We start from the raw sequence: 23260 nt of genomic DNA on the forward strand, positions 1-23260 counted from the left end.
GGTGGTTATTTATTGTACTAGCAGTGGCAAGTCTGTGATTAAGGTGAACTTGACCTTTAGAGGAGACGCGACCATAACAATAAGGTAGTAGTTTCAAAATTTTAACCCAATAAAGCGCTACTATTATTTTATGTTCCCAACCATTCAAACAGGACGGGCATCGCTATGAACATATTTGATCACTATCGCCAGCGCTACGAAGCTGCCAAGGACGAAGAGTTCACACTGCAGGAGTTCCTCACTATCTGCCAGCAAGATCGCAGTGCGTATGCCAATGCGGCTGAGCGTCTGCTGATGGCTATTGGTGAACCAGTCATGGTCGATACCGCGCTTGAGTCCCGCATGTCTCGGCTGTTCTCGAACCGAGTTATCGCCCGTTACCCTGCGTTTGAAGAATTCTATGGCATGGAAGAAGCCATAGAGCAGATCGTTTCCTATCTCAAACATGCGGCACAAGGACTGGAAGAGAAGAAACAGATTCTGTATTTATTGGGTCCAGTCGGTGGGGGTAAATCATCTCTGGCCGAACGTTTGAAAGCCCTGATGCAGCGCGTGCCAATCTATATTCTCAGTGCCAATGGCGAGCGCAGTCCAGTCAATGACCATCCTTTGTGCTTATTCAACCCGCAGGAAGATGCGGCGATTTTGGCCAAAGAATACAATATTCCTAGCCGTTATCTTGGCACTATCATGTCGCCGTGGGCGGCTAAACGCCTGCATGAATTTGGCGGTGATATTACCAAATTCAAGGTCATTAAAGTCTGGCCTTCTATCCTTGAGCAAGTAGCGATAGCGAAGACTGAGCCAGGTGATGAAAACAACCAGGATATCTCAGCACTGGTCGGTAAAGTTGATATTCGTAAACTGGAGAATCACGCCCAGAACGATCCCGATGCCTATGGTTATTCCGGGGCTTTGTGCCGGGCAAACCAAGGGATAATGGAATTCGTCGAGATGTTCAAAGCGCCAATTAAGGTGCTGCACCCTCTGCTGACGGCAACACAGGAAGGGAACTATAACGGTACTGAGGGGATATCTGCCCTGCCATTTAGCGGCATTATCCTCGCGCACTCTAACGAATCTGAATGGGTCACATTCCGCAATAACAAGAATAATGAGGCATTCCTTGACCGTGTGTATATCGTCAAAGTGCCTTATTGCCTGCGGGTATCGGAAGAGATAAAAATCTACGACAAGTTGTTGAATCACAGTGAGTTGACTCATGCACCTTGCGCCCCGGGCACCTTGGAAACACTGGCTCGCTTCTCGATTCTTTCGCGCATGAAAGAACCGGAAAACTCCAGTATTTACTCCAAAATGCGGGTATATGACGGTGAAAGCCTGAAAGATACTGACCCGAAAGCCAAGTCTTATCAGGAATATCGGGACTATGCTGGGGTTGATGAAGGTATGAACGGCCTTTCTACCCGTTTTGCCTTTAAAATCCTGTCGCGGGTGTTTAACTTTGACCACGCTGAGGTCGCCGCTAACCCAGTGCATCTGTTCTATGTATTGGAGCAGCAGATTGAACGTGAGCAATTCCAGCAAGATGTTGCGGAAAAATACCTCGAACATCTTAAAGGCTATCTGATCCCGAAATATGCTGAGTTTATCGGCAAAGAGATCCAGACGGCTTATCTGGAATCTTACTCTGAGTATGGTCAGAATATTTTCGACCGCTATGTTATCTACGCCGATTTCTGGATTCAGGATCAAGAGTACCGTGACCCAGATACCGGGCAACTGTTTGACCGCGAATCACTGAATGCTGAACTGGAGAAAATTGAAAAACCAGCGGGTATCAGCAACCCGAAAGACTTCCGTAATGAAATCGTCAATTTTGTGTTGCGCGCCAGAGCGAATAACAGTGGCCGTAATCCAAACTGGACCAGTTATGAGAAGCTGCGCACGGTTATCGAGAAGAAAATGTTCTCCAACACTGAAGAGTTATTGCCAGTAATCTCCTTTAATGCCAAGACCTCAACGGATGAGCAGAAAAAACATGATGACTTTGTCGACCGAATGATGGAGAAAGGTTATACCCGCAAGCAAGTTCGTTTGCTGTGTGAATGGTATCTGCGGGTAAGAAAATCATCATAACCTGATGAGCCCCGGGAGCGTAGTCCGCTAGGTTCCCGGGGCGAATAAGGCAGCCAACACAGCAACAACGCGAGAGATGCAGGGGTTCACCTCAATAACTTTCGCGTTGTAGCAAGGCAACAACTGAGCGAAGCCCTGGGAGCGTAGTCCGCTAAGTAACGAGGGTGAGTAAAGGCGGCCAACACAGCAACAACGTGAGAGATGCAGGGGCTCGCCCCAATAACTTTCGCGTTGTAGCAAGGCGGCAACTGAGCGAAGCCCTGGGAGCTTAGTCCGCTAAGTGACTAGGGTAAGTGAAGGCGGCCAACACAGCAACGACGTGAAAGATGCAGGGGCTGGGGGAGCTATGGGCTACTTTATTGACCGACGACTCAACGGCAAAAATAAAAGCATGGTCAATCGCCAGCGCTTTTTGCGCCGCTATAAGTCGCAAATTAAACAATCTATTTCCGATGCCATCAATAAACGGTCGGTAACTGATATTGAAAGTGGCGAATCAGTCTCTATACCTATTGACGATATAAATGAGCCGATGTTCCATCAGGGGCGCGGTGGATTACGTCATCGTGTGCACCCCGGCAATGATCACTTTGTGACCAACGACCGGGTGGAGCGCCCTCAAGGGGGCGGCGGCGGAAGCGGTAGTGGTCAGGGTAATGCCGGTCAGGATGGTGAAGGCGAGGATGAATTTGTCTTTCAGATTTCCAAAGACGAATATCTCGATTTGCTATTTGAAGATCTTGCGCTGCCGAATCTGAAAAAAAATCAGTATAAACAACTGACTGAGTTTAAAACTCATCGCGCGGGTTATACCTCCAATGGCGTGCCAGCCAATATCAGCGTGGTGCGTTCACTGCAAAATTCACTGGCGCGTCGCACCGCGATGACGGCCAGTAAACGTCGCGAATTGCGTGAGTTGGAAGAGACTCTCACTGTATTGGAAAACTCGGAGCCCGCACAATTGCTGGAAGAAGAGCGTGTCCGCAAAGCGATTGCCGAGTTAAAACAGAAAATCGCCCGGGTACCTTTTATTGATACCTTCGATTTACGTTATAAAAATTATGAGCGTCGTCCTGAGCCTTCCAGTCAGGCGGTAATGTTCTGCCTGATGGATGTGTCCGGCTCAATGGATCAGGCGACCAAAGATATGGCGAAACGGTTTTATATCCTGCTGTATCTCTTCCTGAGTCGCACTTATAAAAACGTCGATGTGGTGTATATCCGCCACCATACCCAAGCGAAAGAAGTGGATGAACAGGAGTTTTTCTATTCGCAAGAAACCGGCGGTACCATTGTCTCAAGCGCCCTAAAATTGATGGATGAAGTAGTACAGGAGCGCTATGACCCGGCACAGTGGAATATCTACGCTGCCCAAGCCTCTGATGGTGATAACTGGGCCGACGACTCGCCACTGTGTCATGAATTACTGGCGAAAAAGATTCTGCCCGTAGTGCGCTACTACAGCTATATCGAAATAACGCGCCGTGCTCATCAAACGTTATGGCGGGAATATGAAGACTTGCAGGCAAAATATGAAAACTTTGCCATGCAGCATATTCGTGAACCCGAAGATATTTACCCGGTATTCCGTGAGCTGTTCCATCGGCAAACCGTGGATAATTAAATTCGGCGATAAACACCCAGCCGGTTAACTCTTTCTGTTACAGAAATAGCTTTCCGGCTTTTTCATGTTCATGGGTTAGAATGACCACTCCCTGGTTATTCTCAGAGTGACGCAATGAAATGGCATGATGGATTACGCCAACCCGGCGTGTTAGCTGCATTAGCTGCCGCAATACTGTTTGGCGCCGGTACTCCGTTGGCGAAACAATTGCTCAATACTGTCAGCCCGTGGCTACTGGCGGGCTTGCTTTATTTAGGTTCTGGCGCAGGTCTGGCGCTCTATCGGTTAATCACTCGCCCAGCGGCTGTGCGCCTGCCCCGCAATGAACTCCTGTGGTTTATTGGCGCGATTACCTCGGGTGGAATTATTGCCCCGGTATTATTAATGGTCGGTCTGACCGGAATGCCCGCCTCAGGGGCTTCACTGCTACTCAATGCTGAAGGGATATTTACTGCCCTGCTCGCCTGGTTTGCTTTCAAAGAGAACTTTGACCGCCGCATTGCCTTGGGCATGATAGTTATTGTTGCCGGTGCCGCGATTTTAAGTTGGCCGGGAGAAACACGCTTTGCCGGTTTATGGCCAACGTTGGCCATTCTCGGGGCCTGCTTCGCCTGGGGGATTGATAACAATCTGACCCGCAAAGTCTCTCTGACTGACGCTACCTGGATTGCATCAGTTAAAGGCCTGGTGGCCGGTATCGTCAACCTCAGTCTGGCTTTTGCTCTCGGTGCCACCTTACCGCCACTCACAAATTTGGCCGGCGCTTTACTGGTCGGATTTTTTGCTTATGGCGTCAGTCTGGCGCTGTTTGTCATTGGTTTACGTCATCTTGGCACCGCGCGTACCGGCGCTTATTTCTCTATTGCGCCATTTTTAGGGGCGATATTGGCGGTAGCAATGGGTGATGCGGTCACAATGCCATTAATCGTCGCTGGCCTGCTGATGGCAATAGGGATTTGGTTGCATCTGACTGAGCAACATGAGCACCCACATCACCATGATGATGTGGTACATGAGCACGAACATCTGCATGATGAACATCACCAGCATTCACATGACTTCCCTATTAGTGCGGGTGTGCCACACAAACACCGCCATCAACACCAGCCGCTAGAGCACTCTCATCCGCATTTTCCGGATTCACACCATCGCCACAAGCATTAATGAAAGTCAGCATTAATGAGAATGAGTATTAACATAAATGATAAGCAGTATTTATAAATCACCACGTTGCTGGGTATTTAATAGCGTAAATATCAGTTTGTATACTGCCGCCAGCATAATTAACCAATTAAAATCAGAATACATATCATCTGTATCGGAATAAATGCAAAAATCAATAATTATCTGAAGGGAAACTATTAATATATATAATTATTTTTATACTTTGTGACGTTCACATCAACTTAACAATTTAAAAAGATCGCCTAAAATCATTGGTTTATCCCAGTCAGTAAATCATCTAGTATAAGAACATTCTTATTTCTTATGAATTGCCGAGAAAACTGTGCGCCTCTTACTTTTACTGACGCTATTTCTGTCATTCATTCCTGTCTCTCCGGCGGCGTATAGCCCCTATGAATATAATGTTTGGCATACTCAGGGGGGAATTTTATATGGAACGACCCAAACAGCGGATAAAGAACCGGTACATATCAGCATTGCTGGCCCCACGACAAATTGGGCAAATATGGTAATTTCATTATTAGGTCATGAATCCTGTAATCTGCAAAAAACCACCACAGAGTTTTCCTTCAATAGCGATATCTATACGGTAGAATACGACTGCCTAAAAATGACCGAGCATACGGTGATTAGCTACACTCTGCGTGACGCCGCTAAGGTCAATTTACTCTACGACCAACTAAAATCAGGTTTTACTGTCACGCTGGATGAACACATTCTAACATTTGAGCATCCAACCTTAGTTCGCCCAACAACTTCGCCATCTCAACAATAGTGGGCACCTGCTGATACCGTCTTATCGATCATCCAGTTGGCTAAAACGCAATTCCAGATAATCAAGCACACTGCGCACTGAGGGGAGTAATCCTCGCCGTGATGGGAACACCGCATGGATGATTTCATGGCGCAGGGACCAATCAGGTAGCAAGCGTATAAGTGCTCCTGTCGTCAATTGTTCGGTCACCATCATCACCGGGAGTTGTACCGCTCCGACACCACTGAGTGCCGCACTTCGCAATGTCGTCATGTCTGCCGTCACCAATCGCGGCTGATGATAAATTGCAGCATGTGCCCCCTGCGGCCCATCTAAGTGCCAGATAAAATCTTGCTGCGGCTGCCCTAGCCCAAGGCTTGGCCACCCCGTCAAGTCAGCCGGTACCTTGATCTCCCCTTGACGCGCGAGTAATTCAGGGCTGGCAACCAGACACTGACAGCGATTACCCAACACCTTCAAGACCAAATCACTGTCTTGCAATGGTGGTGGCCGAACACGAATAGCAATATCAATCGCTTCAGCTACCGGGTCCACTTGTCGGTTAGTTGATTCGAGATGAAGGGTCACCAAAGGGCAAGTGGCCATAAAATCTGCCAGCATGGTACTCACCGTCGCCTGTAGCAATGCCACCGGGCAAGTCATGCGCACCACACCACGGGGTTCTGCCCGGGTTAAATCAATGGATTCTTGCGCAGCTCTGGCCTCTTCCAACATCGCTTTGCAGTGTTCGTAATAGGTGCGGCCAACATCGGTCACGGCGAAGCGTCGAGTTGAACGCTGAATTAACCGGACACCCAACCGCTCCTCTAGCAAGGCCAACCGCCGGCTCAGCTTTGATTTTGGCAGGCCCAATACTCTGGCTGCTGCACTAAATCCGCCATGCTCCACCACCTCTGCATAATAATAGAGATCATTAAGATCCTGCATAAACCGCCTCTCGACTATTGGCCGCTAATCTGATTATTGTTCTAATAATAGAACACTGATACTCAGTTTTGCTATCTACTGCTTAGATTATCCCGAATATATACTTTCTCCAACGTGTGGCCAGAGGCATAAAGCAACAGGGCTGCTATACCTTATTAATGATGTTGTAAGGAGAAAGTGATGAAAAAAGTTCAGGGTATTTATCGCGCCCCACGCCAACATTGGGTGGGTGATGGCTTCCCGGTGCGTTCACTGTTTTCATATCAGAGCCATGGCAAGCAACTGAGTCCTTTCTTGCTGCTGGACTATGCCGGGCCGATGGATTTTACCGCAACCCAGCATCGCCGTGGCGTCGGGCAGCATCCACATCGTGGCTTTGAAACCGTCACGATTGTTTACCACGGTGAAGTTGAACATCGTGACTCTACCGGCAAAGGTGGCGTTATTGGCCCCGGTGATGTGCAATGGATGACGGCAGGCGGCGGTATACTGCATGAAGAGTTTCATTCAGATGCGTTCGCACAGCGTGGTGGGGCCTTTGAAATGGTGCAATTGTGGGTCAATCTGCCCGCAAAAGACAAAATGGCAGCGCCCGGTTATCAAGCGATTCGCAGTGAAATGATCCCTCAGGTTGCATTGCCAGAAGACGCCGGCAGCCTGCGGGTGATCGCCGGTGACTATGCGGGGGAAAATGGCCCAGCCCATACATTCTCACCACTGAATGTCTGGGATATCCGGCTGAATCAGGGTAAAAGCACCGAGTTCTTACTGCCGGACGGTTGGAACACCGCACTGATTGTATTGCGGGGCACGGTGCAGGTTAATGGCGATGCCATTGCCCGCGATGCAGAAATGGTCTTGCTGGATTCTGCAGGCAGCCATGTGACTATCGAGGCCAATAATGACGCCGTGCTGTTATTACTTAGCGGCGAACCTATTGATGAGCCTATTATTGGTTATGGGCCATTTGTGATGAACACGCAGGAGCAAATTGCTGAAGCTATTGCTGATTTTAACAGTGGTCGTTTTGGTTCGATGGATGCCCAACCCTAACAACTGATCTACCCGCCATTACCTGATAACAATGTTGTCAGGTAATGGCATTTGTCTTGCTCTCAGAAAACACGCCGCTAGCAACAGACCACTCGCTATGTAATGCACGCTATAAATTCCTCTTTTTCCTCTCCGGTTATCAACTAAACTTACTGATATACGAGATATATAAAAATAATGCCGAGATAAATAAGACGACAGTGTTTATTTAACATTCTTATTATTAATTCGCGCCTGAATATTTGTCATTTATCCTATTTTATTTATTCATAAATAGTGATATTTCAGTGGAGATAACCATAATTTGATTTAGCTAATATGACTGCCAGCGCTTCTTTCGCATAGGAATTCACCATGAAGCCCAAAAACACAGCCGCATCGCAAGATGTCACGCAGTCTGAATACGACGAAAATAGTGCGTTATTAAGCGCCTTGGATCGCTCATTAGCCATTATTGAGTTTGATCTCTCTAGCCGTATTATCGCGGTTAACCAAAACTATCTTGATTATTTTGGTTATCAGCGTGATGAAGTCATTGGTCAACATCACCTGATGTTTTGCCCTCCAGGCTATAACACTAGTGAAGAGTATCAAACACTTAAAAGGCGTTTGCGCGCCGGGGAATCGCTGGAAGGGACTTTTGAGCGGTTACATAAAGATGGCTCTACAGTATGGTTGGCCGCAATTTATCAACCGGTCCCCGGCCCCGATGGCTCACTGACCCGCATGGTGAAAATTGCTAAAGACATTACTTTTTTAATTGAGCAGCAAAAAGCCACCCAAGAGTGGGTACAACTGCTGACTCAATTAACCGACCGCAGCGACAGTGCGATGTTTATTGCGGCCAATAGTGAGCATGGGCAACAAGCCGTTTATATCAATCAGGGGTTCACAAAGTTATTTGGCTATACCCCTGAGCAGGCCTTAGGGCAAAATATGGTGGATTTGCTCCAAAGCGCCCATCCTGAACAATTGGCATTGATAGATTCATCATCCACTGATGCACGTCAGCAACTGCTGCCTAAAGAACTTTTCTACAGCAAAGATAGGCAACCCCATTGGTGTTCCGCAGTCATTAACTCGCTAGTTAATCAACTGGGTGAACAGAGTTATAGCATCGGGGTATTAACCGATATTACGCTGACCAAAATGTATGAAGTGTTGCAATATAAGGTGCTAGAGGCGCTGGTTAAGGAACACCCGCTTGAAGAAGTGATGTCTTTGCTGTGCCATGAAGTCGAGCGCATTGCTCCAGAGGTCACTGCCAGTATATTACTGGCTAATGGGCCTGAGCACCTGAGCCATCTCGCCGCGCCGAGTTTGCCACTGAGTTATACCGCCGCACTCACCAATGTGCCCATCGGGCCATACGCTGGCTCCTGTGGCACCGCCGCTTTTCGTAAAGAATCTGTCGAAGTGCAAGATATTGCTACTGACCCACTGTGGGCGGACTATCGCCACTTAATTCTGCCTCATGGCTTACTGGCATGCTGGTCGACGCCAATTCTGTCCAGCCAAGGGGAAATCCTCGGGACTTTTGCTTTCTATTACAAGCAGGCGCGCGGCCCAAGCGAATTTCATCGCCAGTTAGTCAAGTTAATTGCCAACTTGTGTTCTCTGGCGATGGAGCGGGAAGTATCACGCAAACAAATTCAACATTTGGCGTTTTATGATTCCCTGACCGGTTTACCTAATCGCAGTCAGTTTTTGATTTACGCGAAACAAACCATTGCGTTAGCCGCTGAAGTTGGCCACTCACTGGCCGTGTTAGTCATTAACTTAGATCGCTTCAAGCAAGTTAATGACTCCCTTGGCCATGCGGCTGGCGATGAACTTCTGGCTTCTATCGCCCAACGGCTGCGCAACGAGCTACCAAAAAGTGACATTATTGGCCGCCTGTCTGGCGACGAATTTATTATTATTTTATCCCCCTGCACCATGCAGCAAGCCACCGTGAAGGTTGAGAAGATGCTCAGTTTGCTATCTCAGCCCTGCATGATAGCCAACGTCAATATTATTCCTTCCGCCAGTATTGGCATCAGTTTATATCCAGAAAATGGTGAGGAAATGGATACGCTGATGAACCATGCTGATATTGCGATGCATAAAGCCAAAAACATGGGACGCGGACATTTCAATTTCTTCAGTGTGGAAATGAATAATCTCAATCAACAACGCCAGGATATGGAAGATGCCCTGCGTCATGCCTTCCATATCGGTTCTCTTGAGTTATTTTATCAGCCGCAAGTGATGCTGAAAGATGGCCATCTGTATGGGGTCGAAGCCCTGAGCCGCTGGGTTCATCCCATACTGGGAAATATCCCGCCACAGCGTTTTATTCCTATTGCCGAAGAGAGCGGCCTGATTAACGAACTGGCTCTTTGGGCTATTGAAACCGCCTGCGAGCAGTTGGCCGACTGGCGTTTACGCGGGATTGATGTCCCCTCGGTATCGGTGAATCTGTCCCCGACCAACTTCCACAACCCCGGTTTGCCGGACATGATTTTGCATATTTTGCAGCATTATCATTTACCGCCACAGGATCTGACGTTAGAAATTACTGAAGATATATTGATTGAAAATAACCAGGCGATTTTCAGCACTATCGAAAAAATTCATCGTCTGGGCGTCAGATTATCAATGGATGATTTTGGCACCGGTTACTCTAGCCTGAGCTATCTCCGTCGTCTGGATCTCGATGAGATCAAGCTGGATAAGAGTTTTGTCCACGACCTCGAGCATGATGAAACTAGCCGTACCCTGAGCGAAGCGGTGATACGCATTGGCGAAAGCTTACAACTTTCAGTCATTGTTGAGGGGGTAGAAAATGAAGCTCAGCGCACTTTATTGAGCCGCCAAGGCTATCAGATTGGTCAAGGGTTCCTGTTCTCTGAGGCCCTGCCGGCCATCAAACTGGAGAAATGGCTAGAACATCGCCTTACCACTTAATTAGAAACCACTCCGTTAATGAATGATAAGTGATTGTTAATAAATAATAAGAAATAGTAAGTGAATAACAAGAGATATCTGATGAGTTGTAGTACCCTACTAGCCGATTCCAAACACTAATAAGTGACACCGTCACTATCGTTGGTTTTGGCTGTGCTCAACCTTCTCATTAGTCGGCAGATTATTTATCCTTGCCACCTGTGTAATCTGGATGTCGTCTTGTTGCTATGCAAAAATTTCTGTTTCTATTATTAAGCCTAATTCTACTCGGCCCATTGGGTATCGACCTCTATCTACCCACGATTCCGGCCATCGCCAAAGGGTTGAACAGTAGTGAATCACTGATCCAGTCCACCATTGCCCTGTTTATTCTGGTGCTGGGGCTGGGTCAACTCATTGCCGGTCCCTTAGTTGATAAATATGGTCGCAAACCCATCGCTATCATCGGTATTATTCTTTATATGCTGGGTGCCGCTATGGCCGCGCTGGCGGTTAGTCCGATGATGTTTGTCGGCTCGCGCCTGCTACAAGGTGTGGCGGTTTGCTGCACGGCGGTGGTGGCCTTCAGTGGTGTGCGTGATCGTCTTAATGGCAATGAAGCCGCGCGCGCCTTTGGATTCCTCAATGGGACATTAAATATTGTTCCGGCCTTAGCCCCGCTGCTGGGCGGCCTGTTGGCCGAAGCCTTTGGCTGGCGCGCGCCCTTCTGGTTCCTGGCGCTTTACGGCTTGTTAGTATTAATTCTGATCATTGTTTTCCTGCCCGAAACTCGTCCGGCGGATACTCAACCGATAAAAAGTTTGCCGATAAAGAACTATCTGCGCATTTTACGTGATGATCGCTTCCTGATTTTCTCACTGGTTAATGCCGGTGCAATGGGCATGGCATTGACCTATGTCTCTCTGGCTCCCAACGTGTTAATGGTTGGCGCAGGGCTCAGCCCACTGCAATTCTCGCTGGTATTTGGTGCCAATGGTTTTTGGATTATGGCCGTCAGCTTTTTTGCCAGCCGGGTTATCCAGAAAGTGGGCCGTCCAGCATGTCTGATGACCGGCAGTTTACTGATGGCGCTAGGTTGTCTGGGGTTACTCTTCGGTCTGACCCAACTCTCGGCGGCCACACAGAACCACTGGCTGGTGTATATGTTACCGGTCGCCAGCGCCTGTGCCGGTTTAGCCTTTATGATGGGGCCAGCAACCAGTTATGCACTGGAGCCTTACGCCAATGAAGCTGGTGTTGCCTCAGCCTTAGTGGGTTTTGTGCAAATGGCGGGGGGGGCCGGATTAGGTTTACTGGCCATGGCATTACCCATTGAGCCAAAACTCTCACTGGCTATCGTGATGCTGGTCGGTTGCATACTGGCAGGGCTAGCGCGCCGCGCCAGTAAACATGTGCGTGGAACATTGCAGAAAATAAACTAACGCTAGCTACAACCTTTGGTGTTGTCGCCGGACAGCAAGCGAACGCATCTCGATGCACTTATGAAGTTCAGTGATTCGGGTGAATAAAACCGCTGACCGCGCGACAACGTCAAGGACGTAAGGTAACAGGCACTCGATTTGCCAGCGCACACATCAACTCATAACCTACGGTACCGGCGGCTTTAGCCACATCATCAATAGGCTGATTTTCACCCCAGACTTCAACTTTACTACCTATTTGCGCTTGCGGGCACGGGGTTAAATCCACCGTCAGCATATCCATCGAAATTGAGCCGACCGTCTGTGTCAAGATGCCGTCTACCCTTATGGGCGTTCCGCTGGGTGCCAGTCGCGGATACCCATCGGCATAACCACAAGCCACCACGCCGATACGTTGCGCGGCACTGGCGGTGTAGCGGCTGCCATAACCCACCGAGTGGCCGGCTGATAATGACTGAACCGCAATAATTTCACTGTTCAGGCTCATCACCGGTTGCAGGCCAATCCCTGCGATATCGGCAACCTCCCCACTGGGTGACGCGCCGTAGAGGATAATACCGGGGCGGACCCAGTCATAGTGCGTCGCTGGATTACGCAATATTGCCGCGGAATTGGCAAAGCAACGCGCTGCCGGAATATGTTCACTAGCCTGCTGAATCAGCGAAAATTGTGTCTGCGCGCCGATGTGATTATCCGCATTGGCAAAGTGGCTCATTAGCGTCACCTCACCCACGTTACTCAGGCTTTTCGCCCATTGCCAAATAGTCTCCGCCTGCCCAACAGGAAAACCTAAGCGATTCATCCCGCTATTCAGCTTTAAATAAATATTCAGTGGAACTGACAAACGCGCGGCTTTGATCGCCTCAAGCTGCCAGTCACTGTGCACTGTTGTCGTGAGGCGGTAATAGTCCAGTAGCACTAAATCCTGCGGTTGAAAGAAGCCTTCAAGCAGCAAAATCGGCCCCTGCCAGCCCTGTTCACGTAACATTATTGCTTCATTTAAATCCAGCAGTGCAAAGCCATCCGTTGCCGCCAACCCTTGCCAAATACGTGCCAGACCGTGCCCATAGGCATTGGCTTTCACCACTGACCATATTTTTGCCGCTCCGGCATGATGGCGAACAATACTCAAATTATGGCGCAGTGCAGATAAATTAATCGTGGCAGATATCGGGCGAGGCATGCTTATTCCTTCCAAAGCAGTAGTCAGTCATGCACAACCTATTGCCGCTTGCCCATAGTGTTGTGCCTGAATAATCAGCGTTTTAGCGAACAGGATGAATGTCGTGTAATGGCGCAGTATTCAGTGGCCGAAAGCCCGCGCTATAACGTGATACCGCAAGGTCATCAGCTAAAATAGCGGGTCGACGGCCATATATAATATCAGCCAATAACTGGCCCGAACCACAAGCCATCGTCCAGCCCAAAGTGCCGTGCCCGGTATTCAGATAGAGGTTCTTAAGCGAGGTTCGCCCGACAATTGGCGTGCCATCCGGCGTCATTGGCCGTAAGCCGGTCCAGAATGTGGCTTGGCCGATATTGCCCCCATGGGGATACAAATCAGTAACCACCATCTCCAAGGTTTCACGTCGTGCTTGTGCCAATTGGGTATTGAACCCGACGATTTCAGCCATGCCACCCACACGAATGCGGTCGTCAAAGCGTGTAATAGCAATCTTATAGGTTTCATCTAACACAGTAGAAAATGGGGCTGATGCTGGGTCGGTGATAGGGATGGTCAACGAGTAGCCTTTGAGTGGATAAACCGGAATCGACACTAACCCAGCTAACAGCGCGGTTGAGTATGCGCCAAAGGCAACAACATAAGCATCCGCTTTTATAATGTCATCACCACACAATACGCCCGCGATTTGGTCACCCTCCACCAGCAATTTATCCACCGAGCGGTTAAAGATGAATTTCACCCCGGCCTGTTCGGCCATTTTTGCCAGCCGCTCGGTAAATAATTTACAGTCCCCGGTTTCATCATTGGGGAGACGTAAACCACCGGTGAGTTTGTGTGCCACTTTGGCTAATGCCGGTTCAACAGTAGCCAGTTGGTCGGCAGTGAGCAGTGAATATGGCACGCCCGCATCATCCAATACGGCGATATCTTTGGCCGCATTATCAAATTGCTGTTCGGTACGGAACAGTTGCAGTGTGCCCCCCTGACGGCCCTCATATTGTATACCGGTATCTTCCCGCAGATCTTTTAAGCAATCGCGACTGTATTCTGCCAGCCGTACCATGCGGCTTTTGTTGGTCATATAGTGGGAAGTGTCGCAGTTTCTCAGCATCTGCCACATCCAACGCAACTGAAATGCACTGCCATCTAGGTGAATCGCAAGCGGGGCATGGCGTTGAAACATCCATTTAATGGCTTTTAAGGGAACACCAGGGGCTGCCCAAGGGGCTGCATACCCCGGGGAGATCTGCCCCGCATTGGCGGCACTGGTCTCTTGCGCTGGCCCCTCCTGGCGGTCAATTACGGTGACATCATGACCGTCTTTGGCTAAGTACCAGGCACTGGCGACACCCACTACACCACTTCCTAAAATGACAACGCGCATATCATCCTCACTCCAAAATCACCACAAAAGCATAATATTCTGTTGACAGAAAATTAACCCAGCAGAAAAAACTATCCAACATATTAATTATAGACTGTGACTTAATTCACAATTAATTTACGCTGCAATGACTTTTTAATTCAATAGCGCCAGAGAAATAGCGATAAGATGCTATTTTTGCCCAATTAAACGAAAGAAAGACTGAAAATTAAACTGATTATCCCTATTAACAGCATGAATAATTAGCATGTTGCATAAGTTGATTTTATTGGTTTTATATTCTGCATAACCACCAAATAAACAGAATAATAATCCAATAAAAACCTATTTAAGATTATCCGTTAGGGCGATAAAAAATAATCTATATTGACATAAGGTCTTGCCATGCCTCAGTTTGTTCATATTGAGCTAGGATTATTGAAGTGACCGGTATTTTGCAGGGTTATAAAACCGTGAGGATGCGCTAATGACAACTTCAACACCAAAACACACCGCGCAAGATAAGCGCCTGACTGACGGCCCGGACTGGACATTTGAATTGCTACAGGTCTATCTGGATCAAATCGACCGGGTGGCAAAACATTACCGGCTTGATACCTATCCCCATCAGATAGAGGTGATCACCTCAGAGCAAATGATGGATGCCTATTCAAGTATTGGCATGCCAATCAACTATACCCATTGGTCTTTCGGTAAGAAATTTATCGAAACCGAGCAGAAATATAAGCACGGTCAACAAGGACTGGCCTACGAGATTGTTATTAACTCCAATCCTTGTATTGCTTATTTAATGGAAGAAAACACCATCACTATGCAAGCCTTAGTCATGGCGCACGCCTGCTATGGCCATAATTCCTTCTTTAAGAATAACTATTTATTCCGAGCATGGACGGATGCCAGTTCCATCGTGGATTATCTGCTGTTTGCTCGCCATTATATTAGTGAATGTGAAGAGCGCTATGGGGTGGAAGAAGTTGAGCGGCTGCTCGACTCGTGCCACGCGCTGATGAACTATGGCGTGGATCGCTATAAACGCCCACAAAAAATATCCTTGATTGAGGAAACTGCCCGCCAGAAAAGCCGTGAGGAGTATCTGCAAAGTCAGGTTAACTCTTTATGGAAAACCTTACCGCGTAAAGATCGGGGAGAAGTGCAAGCTCAGGCTCATCGCTACCCCAGTGAGCCACAAGAGAATCTGCTGTATTTCATGGAGAAAAATGCCCCACTGCTGGAGTCATGGCAGCGGGAAGTGCTGCGCATCGTGCGCAAAGTCAGCCAGTATTTTTATCCGCAGAAACAGACTCAAGTGATGAATGAGGGCTGGGCCACCTTCTGGCATTACACCATTTTGAATCATCTGTATGACGAAGGCCAAGTCACCGACCGGTTTATGATGGAGTTTTTACACAGTCATACCAATGTTGTCTATCAGCCGCCCTATAACAGCCCTTATTACAATGGTATTAACCCCTATGCTCTGGGGTTTGCCATGTTCCAGGATATCAAGCGCATCTGCCAGTCCCCGACTGAAGAGGACTATTACTGGTTCCCTGATATTGCCGGTAAAGATTGGCTGGATACGCTGCATTTTGCCATGCGCGACTTTAAGGATGAAAGCTTCATCAGCCAATTCTTATCACCGAAAGTGATGCGTGACTTCCGCCTCTTTACTGTGCTGGATGATGATAAGAATAACTATCTGGAAATTTCGGCTATTCATAATGAAGAAGGCTATCGTGCCATCCGTAATGAATTGTCTGCTCAATATAATTTGAGCAACCATGAGCCCAATATTCAGGTCTGGAATGTCGATTTGCGCGGTGACCGCTCTCTGACGCTACGCTATATCCCTCATGACCGGGCACCACTGGATAAAAGCCGCCAGCAAGTGATGAAACATATTCATCGGTTATGGGGGTTTGATATTCATATGGAACAGTTGAATGCTGATGGCAGCATTGAGTTGCTCGACAGTGTCCCGCCCCGAGCGAGCAAACTCTAGGACGATAAGTCGTCGCTAATATCCATCAAAAAGGGGCATCAAATGCCCCTTTTACTTTGCTATTTTATCGCCTTTACCTAGCGACGAGCTTCAGCCAAATCACTTGGCATGGTGCCCTGCATACTGTGCCAGATAGCACCGCTCTCTTTACCGTAGGTCCGCAAGCAATCTACTACCTGCTCGTGCCCTTTCTCATCACACAGTGTCGACAGCTTGCTATAAAACGCCAGTGCCAGCTTACGTGCTTCAGGATTAGAGAAATAGTAACGCCCAACCCGGGTGTAAAGCCCTTTCAAGCCATTGAGGATCAAGCCATAAATCGGATTACCGGAAGCAAACGCCAAACCACGGAAAATACCGTAATCCAGTGCGGTAAAGGCCTCTGAATTATCATCAACCGTCTGGGCTTGTGCCAGAATTTCCTGAGCTTTTTCCGGATGGTTGCGAATAGCCGTTCGGACAAAGATGGTAGCGATATTGGTTCGAACAGCCAGTAAGTTGTCTATCAATTGTGGCACACTGTCGTGGTCAAGCCGCGCCAGCGTTTCCAAGATATTAAGACCGGACGTCTCCCAAAAGTTGTTTACTTTCGTCGGTTTACCATGCTGAATAGTGAGCCAGCCATCGCGGGCTAACCGTTGCAGCACTTCGCGCAATGTTGTGCGGGTAACTCCAATAAGCTCTGAAAGTTCACGCTCCGCCGGCAAAATGGTGCCTGGAGGGAAGCGATTATTCCAAATACTTTCAATAATATACTCTTCCGCGAAACCGGCAGGACTTTGCGCCTTTATAACCATATTTTTTGACGTTCCGTAGCGATATATATCAGCAATTTAGTGCGCTCATCATACCAGACGACTCTATTCTGACATAGCATCGGAACCGAACAAATGGTGAAAGCAGTCATAAAGTTGCAAAAATTGCGCAGATAGAATGATGAGCAGATTATACATATTGCTTTTAGAGCAATAACCTAAAGTAAAATGTAACTTTGAGCAGCAATAGCATCATAAAAAATTTATTAAGGAGACCATAAGCCACAATGGATATGACCATTAGACAAGCGGTACTTAGGAATTTTCTTGGCAACTCGCCAGATTGGTACAAACTGGCAATCATAGGGTTCCTCATCATTAACCCGTTGGTGTTCTTCTTCGTCAACCCATTCCTCGCGGGTTGGATGCTGGTGATAGAATTCATCTTTACGCTGGCGATGGCACTGAAATGCTACCCATTGCAACCCGGTGGTTTGCTCGCTATTCAAGCCGTGGCTATCGGTATGACCAGCCCGCATCAGGTTGCAGAAGAGATTGCTAATAATCTGGAAGTCCTGTTGCTGCTGGTTTTCATGGTGGCGGGCATCTACTTTATGAAGCAGTTGTTACTGTTTGTATTTACCAAACTACTACTCAATATCCGCTCAAAAATCATTCTTTCATTAGCCTTCTGTGTGGCTTCTGCTTTTCTTTCCGCCTTTCTCGATGCCCTAACCGTTATCGCGGTAGTCATTAGTGTATCTGTCGGTTTTTATACTATTTATCATCATGTTGCCTCCAATCATTCGGATAAAGACATTAATGATGACAGTTGGATAGACAGTCAAGATAACCGCAAAACACTGGAGCAATTCCGGGCATTTCTGCGCAGCTTAATGATGCATGCCGGTGTGGGTACGGCATTGGGCGGCGTGATGACGATGGTCGGAGAGCCGCAGAATCTGATTATTGCCAAAAGTGCCGGTTGGCATTTTGGCGATTTCTTTATCCGCATGTTGCCGGTCACGCTACCAGTGCTGTGCTGTGGGTTATTGGTTTGCCTGTTGGTTGAGCGCTTCAAACTGTTTGGATATGGTGCGGAGTTGCCTGAACGTGTGCGTCAGGTTTTAACTGATTACGACAAACAAGCCAGCGCCAAGCGGACCCAGCAGGAGAAAATGAAACTTCTGGTTCAGGCGCTGATTGGGGTGTGGTTGGTGTTGGCACTAGCCTTACATCTCGCTGAAGTCGGCTTAGTGGGGCTATCGGTCATTATTCTCGCGACCTCCCTATGTGGCATCACCAATGAACATGCGCTGGGTAAAGCTTTTCAGGAAGCATTACCGTTTACTGCCCTGCTCACGGTATTTTTCGCTGTGGTCGCGGTAATTATTGAGCAAAGTTTATTCACGCCTATTATTCAATTCGTGCTGCAATCTTCGCCATCAGCCCAACTATCACTGTTTTATCTGTTTAACGGTTTGCTGTCATCGGTATCAGATAATGTCTTTGTTGGCACGGTGTATATCAATGAAGCGCGCACTGCATTTGAGCATGGCATCATTTCACTGCAACAATTTGAGTTATTGGCTGTCGCCATTAACACCGGGACTAACCTGCCGTCAGTCGCCACGCCGAATGGTCAAGCGGCATTCTTATTCCTGCTGACCTCGGCACTCGCGCCATTGATTCGCCTCTCATATGGTCGCATGGTGTATATGGCTCTGCCTTATACCATTGTGATGACCCTTGTGGGTCTGCTGGGCGTTGAATATCTCTTAGTTCCGGTGACAGAATGGATGATGCAAAGTGGCTGGATAAGTTTGCCTCATATAGCCGCAGAGGTTAGCATCACACACTGATTGCTTGCATTATCGTCTCTGCCAGCCCTACACTTTCCCTCGCCACGAGGGACGGTGCTATACCCACAGACATAAGTTTCAAATACTATGGGGTAGACTTAGAAGGATTATGGGCTGGCAAAACAAACCAATATCTTACCCAAAGTAAAATTTATGCTCGTGGTAGTCGATCATTCGCGAGAAATAACTGATTTTTGCCTAATTTTACCTTTGGGTAGCTGGCAGCAAAGATGAATTGGTTTACACTGCCGGTACAATTGCTTACTGCATGGAAAATAAAGATATGTTGCAATTCCTTAACCGCTGCTCTAAAGGGCGCGGTGCTTGGCTATTACTGGCCCTGACTGCACTTGCATTAGAATTAGTTGCGCTCTATTTTCAACACGTGATGCTACTGCAGCCTTGCGTGATGTGTATTTACGAACGCGCCGCATTATTCGGTATTCTTGGTGCCGCATTGCTAGGTGCTATTGCCCCTAAATCACCCTTGCGCTATCTGGCTATTTTTATCTGGATTTATAGCGCCTGGAAAGGGATTCAGCTGGCGTGGACCCACACCATGCTGCAACTGCATCCATCACCTTTCACCACCTGTGATTTCTTTGTGAGCTTCCCTTCTTGGCTGCCATTGGACAAGTGGTTCCCGGCTATTTTTGTTGCCAGTGGTGATTGCGCGGTAAAACAATGGGAATTTTTAAGCCTGGAAATGCCACAGTGGTTAGTGGGTATTTTTGCAGCTTACCTGTTGGTATCGCTGTTAGTGCTGATGAGTCAGTTTGTTAAGCCGAAAAGACGCGATCTGTTTGGTCGATAGTTTTCATACATATCTTTATCTATTTAAGGCGCCCATTTGTGTGGCGCCTTTTTTATATACCCTTTCTGCTCGCTGTAGTGACCTACATTCCGCATAGGTACATCAGATTATCAAATCACAATGGTAATCTGCTGGCCTGATTAATTTAACGAATAATTCCGCGTGCCGAGCGGGAGAAAAAAGGCTTATAGGGGATTAATATTTGCCACTCTTTCGCCAGAAGCTCAATTTCTTCATTAACATCTGCTACCAACTTACCCGCATGATAAATAAGCTGATAAGCATTCTGAACCGCTTGCCCATCCCCCCAATTTAACCCATCGGCTTTCACGCCAATTGGGACAGCACGGTTACCTTCAGCAATCACATACGGAGGAATATCCTGCACCACACAGGAGCCAGTATTAACCAATGCACAAGTACCAATCACACAGAATTGATGCACTGCACTTGCCGCACCGATAGTGGCGCAATCACCCACCTCAACATGCCCGGCTAATCCCACATTCGACGCCAATAAACAGTGGTTACCGACAATACAGTCATGACCAACGTGAACGTGGCTCATCAGATTATTATCATCACCAATCGAGGTGACGCTGCCACCTTGCAAAGTACCGCGATGGATAGTGACATTTTGTTGAATCAAATTGCGGTTACCGATGACCACCCGAGTGGCCTCACCATTATATTTAAGATCCTGATTAATCTCGCCAATAGAGGAAAACTGTCCAATATTATTGTCACATCCAATCTCAGTAATACCATTAATCACAATGTGTGATTTAAGCACGGTGCCTGAACCAATAGTGACTTGAGAACCAATGTAGCAAAAGTGACCAATCTGTACATTCGCCCCAATTACCGCCCCCTTCTCAATGATTGCAGAAGTAGAAATTATCGCGGTGTTATCAATCAAGCTATTTAACTCTCCATGTGGAGGACTCACTTTACGACTTCGTGGGTAACTTCAGCGTCGACTCAGGACTAATCCATCCATTGGTTTAATCGGATTTACTAACATAAAAAGTGGTTGTCACTCAGATTAGGTAGGCCCATATGCAAAAACCCTGGCAATAACCAGGGTTTTTAAAAGGGAGCCGGTACTTTCCCGGCCGTCATGTTATGGCGTAAGCGTTCATCGTACACTCCGACGTTACACAGCCTAAGCACGACTATTGCACAACAGAGAAACACACTGGAAAACTACCCAATAAGCTTCTCTGTTACGCATCTTTCTACACCCTCTAAGAGCGTGATTGCCGAAATGTTGCTATGCATTTACTTCACCAGAGCAATAATCATACAGTGTTATAATATTTCATCAAGGTAAATTGAAAATTTTCTTCCATTGAAACCTTCTTTGGATTTTTTATTTCTCATCACTTACGTGTAGAGCTAATTATAGCTGCGAGTCACACAAAAAAGGCCGCCATTAGGCAGCCTGAGTTCAATCCATCATCAAAGGCTAAGCTTTGGTATGGGTGCAAATATATTGATTAGCTTGTTCACCATCGACAACCGCCAAACGAATTGGCAATGCCGAGATATTAAGAGAGGCAATCACTTGCTCTTGGCTACTCGCCTTCTGGAAGATTAACGACTCTCCCTGCCCCTCTGGATTCACTTTTACAAAATGAAACACCGCGTTATCTATGGTCAATTGTTGATTCGGGCCATCCAATACCGCAGTAAGGCTGGCGCCATCTTTCAATTCGCAATCAAGATTAATTAATGAAGCCCCAGCGGCCTGAACCTGGTGTGAAACACTACCTAAAGTAGTGGAGATGCCGATGATGATAGCGGCTAATGTTGAATATTTCATATTTTAGGTTTCTTTGTTAGATACGGCGTATGTCAGCCAAATCTGGCTTATTAATAGGTAGCGTTATCTAGCCCACTGCGGTTTATTCAGGATGTGATCTTGCCAGTCAATGACTTCGCTCTCGCGAACAGCAATATGGCGCACTGAGATTCGCTCACCATGCATAGCTGATTTGGACCCAGTTAATAGCGGATGCCAGCTTGGTAAATCATGGCCTTCACCAATTAAACGATAAGCACATGTGGGTGGCAGCCAATCAAAAGTGACCAGATTTTCGCGCGTTAACTTTATGCAATCTTCTTCTAATTCAAAGCGACGCTCATAGTTACGGCACTGACAGGTTTTAATATTGAGCTGATCACAGGCCACATTGGTGAAATAAATTTCATCAGTGTCCTCATCAATCAATTTATTCAAACAGCATTGGCCGCATCCGTCACACAGCGATTCCCATTCACTATCTGACATCTCAGCGAGTGTTTTTTGTTGCCAAAAAGGAGGTTGTGACATATTTGTATCCGCGGTGGTTGATGAGCATGCAGTAATAAGCATATAGCTAAATAAGCGGGTCGTTATAGACGTTTTGGCTACCAGATGCAAGTTTTGCCGCCCGCAAAAATGGGCAAGCGGCATAGTTTTCTTAGATTATGCGGGTGTTCAACGTTTTACCATTTAGCATAATTTTAAGCATATCGCCCGACTTCATCGGCCCGACACCCTGCGGCGTTCCTGTCAGTACCACATCGCCTGCGCGCAAGGTAAAGAAGCGACTGATGTAACTTATCAATGGGATTATCGGGGTGATCATGTCGCGAGTATTACCCTGCTGACGGATTTCATCATTAATGGTCAGGGATAAATCGACATTTTGCGCATCGCCAAACTCAGCCACCGGGATAAAACCGGAAATCGGGCACGAACCATCAAATGCCTTGGATTTTTCCCACGGCTGCCCGGCTTTTTTCAATCCTGACTGCAATTCCCGTAGCGTTAAATCCAATGCCACACCATAACCGGCAATAGCACGCGCCACCCTATCTTCACTGGCTTGTTTTAATGGCGTACCAATCAATACCGCCAATTCCACTTCATGATGGACAGCACCGAAATCTTTCGGAATAGAGACCGGCTGGCGAATATCGCATAATGCTGTTTCAGGTTTGATAAACAGCACCGGTTCAGCTGAGGCTGTACTCCCCATTTCTTTAATATGCTCGGCATAGTTGCTGCCGACGCAAACCACTTTGCTTACTGGAAAATCCAGCAAAGCCCCTTGCCAGTCTCTATGTTGGTACATACTGCCTCTCCTGAATTCACATCCTGATAGACACTACACCGCGGCGATTTGACCGTGGTATACAACAACTATTTAACCATAGATATTATTAATCATAGACA

18 protein-coding genes are annotated in these 23260 nt (G+C 47.5%); 10 read left to right on the forward strand and 8 right to left on the reverse strand.

Annotated elements, in window-relative coordinates; translation table 11 throughout:
* The first annotated feature begins 165 nt into the window (after positions 1-165).
* From yeaG to FTA96_RS03775, 4 genes are all read left to right on the forward strand, one after another.
* Positions 166-2100, forward strand: a complete 1935-nt coding sequence (gene yeaG, locus FTA96_RS03760; protein WP_050107219.1) for a protein kinase YeaG — start codon at positions 166-168, stop codon at positions 2098-2100.
* A 346-nt stretch (positions 2101-2446) separates the two neighbouring features.
* Positions 2447-3724, forward strand: coding sequence for a YeaH/YhbH family protein (locus FTA96_RS03765; protein ID WP_050107220.1), 1278 nt, complete (start codon positions 2447-2449; stop codon positions 3722-3724).
* Positions 3725-3838: 114 nt separating this feature from the next.
* Positions 3839-4888 (forward strand): DMT family transporter, encoded by a 1050-nt coding sequence (locus FTA96_RS03770; RefSeq protein WP_145573204.1) that lies wholly within the window; start codon positions 3839-3841, stop codon positions 4886-4888.
* A 343-nt stretch (positions 4889-5231) separates the two neighbouring features.
* Positions 5232-5684 carry a hypothetical protein gene (locus FTA96_RS03775; protein WP_235895196.1) on the forward strand — a complete coding sequence of 151 codons (453 nt, stop codon included), beginning with the start codon at positions 5232-5234 and terminating at the stop codon, positions 5682-5684.
* Between the two features lie 21 nt (positions 5685-5705).
* Here the strand turns inward: FTA96_RS03775 and FTA96_RS03780 are convergent, their stop codons facing one another.
* On the reverse strand, positions 5706-6611 hold the full coding sequence (locus FTA96_RS03780) for a LysR family transcriptional regulator (protein WP_145573206.1): 906 nt from the start codon (positions 6609-6611) through the stop codon (positions 5706-5708).
* A gap of 180 nt (positions 6612-6791) precedes the next feature.
* Here FTA96_RS03780 and FTA96_RS03785 point away from each other — a divergent pair, with 180 nt between their 5' ends.
* The 3 genes from FTA96_RS03785 (at position 6792) to FTA96_RS03795 (ending at position 12034) form a co-directional block, all read left to right on the forward strand.
* Positions 6792-7664 carry a pirin family protein gene (locus FTA96_RS03785; RefSeq protein WP_050122163.1) on the forward strand — a complete coding sequence of 291 codons (873 nt, stop codon included), beginning with the start codon at positions 6792-6794 and terminating at the stop codon, positions 7662-7664.
* Positions 7665-8018: 354 nt separating this feature from the next.
* The gene (locus FTA96_RS03790; protein WP_050107225.1) at positions 8019-10613 is read left to right on the forward strand and encodes a bifunctional diguanylate cyclase/phosphodiesterase; all 2595 of its coding nucleotides are present in this window, start codon (positions 8019-8021) and stop codon (positions 10611-10613) included.
* Positions 10614-10840: 227 nt separating this feature from the next.
* The gene (locus tag FTA96_RS03795) at positions 10841-12034 is read left to right on the forward strand and encodes a multidrug effflux MFS transporter (protein ID WP_145507373.1); all 1194 of its coding nucleotides are present in this window, start codon (positions 10841-10843) and stop codon (positions 12032-12034) included.
* Between the two features lie 109 nt (positions 12035-12143).
* Here FTA96_RS03795 and dadX read toward each other — a convergent pair whose 3' ends face one another.
* A complete protein-coding gene (dadX, locus tag FTA96_RS03800) occupies positions 12144-13217 on the reverse strand; it encodes a catabolic alanine racemase DadX (protein WP_145573208.1) in 1074 nt (357 codons plus the stop codon).
* Positions 13218-13299: 82 nt separating this feature from the next.
* The gene (locus FTA96_RS03805) at positions 13300-14604 is read right to left on the reverse strand and encodes a D-amino acid dehydrogenase (protein ID WP_050107228.1); all 1305 of its coding nucleotides are present in this window, start codon (positions 14602-14604) and stop codon (positions 13300-13302) included.
* Positions 14605-15070: 466 nt separating this feature from the next.
* Between FTA96_RS03805 and FTA96_RS03810 the strand changes: the two genes are divergently transcribed.
* Complete coding sequence (locus FTA96_RS03810) at positions 15071-16606, forward strand: SpoVR family protein (RefSeq protein ID WP_050107229.1); 1536 nt, start codon at positions 15071-15073, stop codon at positions 16604-16606.
* 77 nt (positions 16607-16683) lie between these two features.
* On the opposite strand, the gene fadR is transcribed toward FTA96_RS03810, so the two are convergent.
* Positions 16684-17403: a fatty acid metabolism transcriptional regulator FadR gene (gene fadR, locus FTA96_RS03815; protein WP_050107230.1), complete on the reverse strand. Its 720-nt coding sequence runs from the start codon at positions 17401-17403 to the stop codon at positions 16684-16686.
* 245 nt (positions 17404-17648) lie between these two features.
* Between fadR and nhaB the strand changes: the two genes are divergently transcribed.
* Positions 17649-19223 (forward strand): sodium/proton antiporter NhaB, encoded by a 1575-nt coding sequence (gene nhaB, locus FTA96_RS03820; RefSeq protein ID WP_050146466.1) that lies wholly within the window; start codon positions 17649-17651, stop codon positions 19221-19223.
* Positions 19224-19506: 283 nt separating this feature from the next.
* Complete coding sequence (gene dsbB / locus FTA96_RS03825; RefSeq protein ID WP_050107232.1) at positions 19507-20037, forward strand: disulfide bond formation protein DsbB; 531 nt, start codon at positions 19507-19509, stop codon at positions 20035-20037.
* Positions 20038-20182: 145 nt separating this feature from the next.
* On the opposite strand, the gene lpxA is transcribed toward dsbB, so the two are convergent.
* The 4 genes from lpxA to FTA96_RS03845 form a co-directional block, all read right to left on the reverse strand.
* Positions 20183-20956 carry an acyl-ACP--UDP-N-acetylglucosamine O-acyltransferase gene (lpxA, locus tag FTA96_RS03830; protein ID WP_050107233.1) on the reverse strand — a complete coding sequence of 258 codons (774 nt, stop codon included), beginning with the start codon at positions 20954-20956 and terminating at the stop codon, positions 20183-20185.
* A 549-nt stretch (positions 20957-21505) separates the two neighbouring features.
* Positions 21506-21862, reverse strand: a complete 357-nt coding sequence (locus tag FTA96_RS03835; protein WP_050107234.1) for a hypothetical protein — start codon at positions 21860-21862, stop codon at positions 21506-21508.
* Positions 21863-21925: 63 nt separating this feature from the next.
* Complete coding sequence (locus FTA96_RS03840; protein WP_050122223.1) at positions 21926-22372, reverse strand: YcgN family cysteine cluster protein; 447 nt, start codon at positions 22370-22372, stop codon at positions 21926-21928.
* Positions 22373-22502: 130 nt separating this feature from the next.
* Positions 22503-23159 carry a fumarylacetoacetate hydrolase family protein gene (locus tag FTA96_RS03845; protein ID WP_050107235.1) on the reverse strand — a complete coding sequence of 219 codons (657 nt, stop codon included), beginning with the start codon at positions 23157-23159 and terminating at the stop codon, positions 22503-22505.
* Positions 23160-23260 lie beyond the last annotated feature (101 nt).

The organism is Yersinia alsatica (assembly GCF_902170305.1).
Classification (GTDB): domain Bacteria; phylum Pseudomonadota; class Gammaproteobacteria; order Enterobacterales; family Enterobacteriaceae; genus Yersinia; species Yersinia alsatica.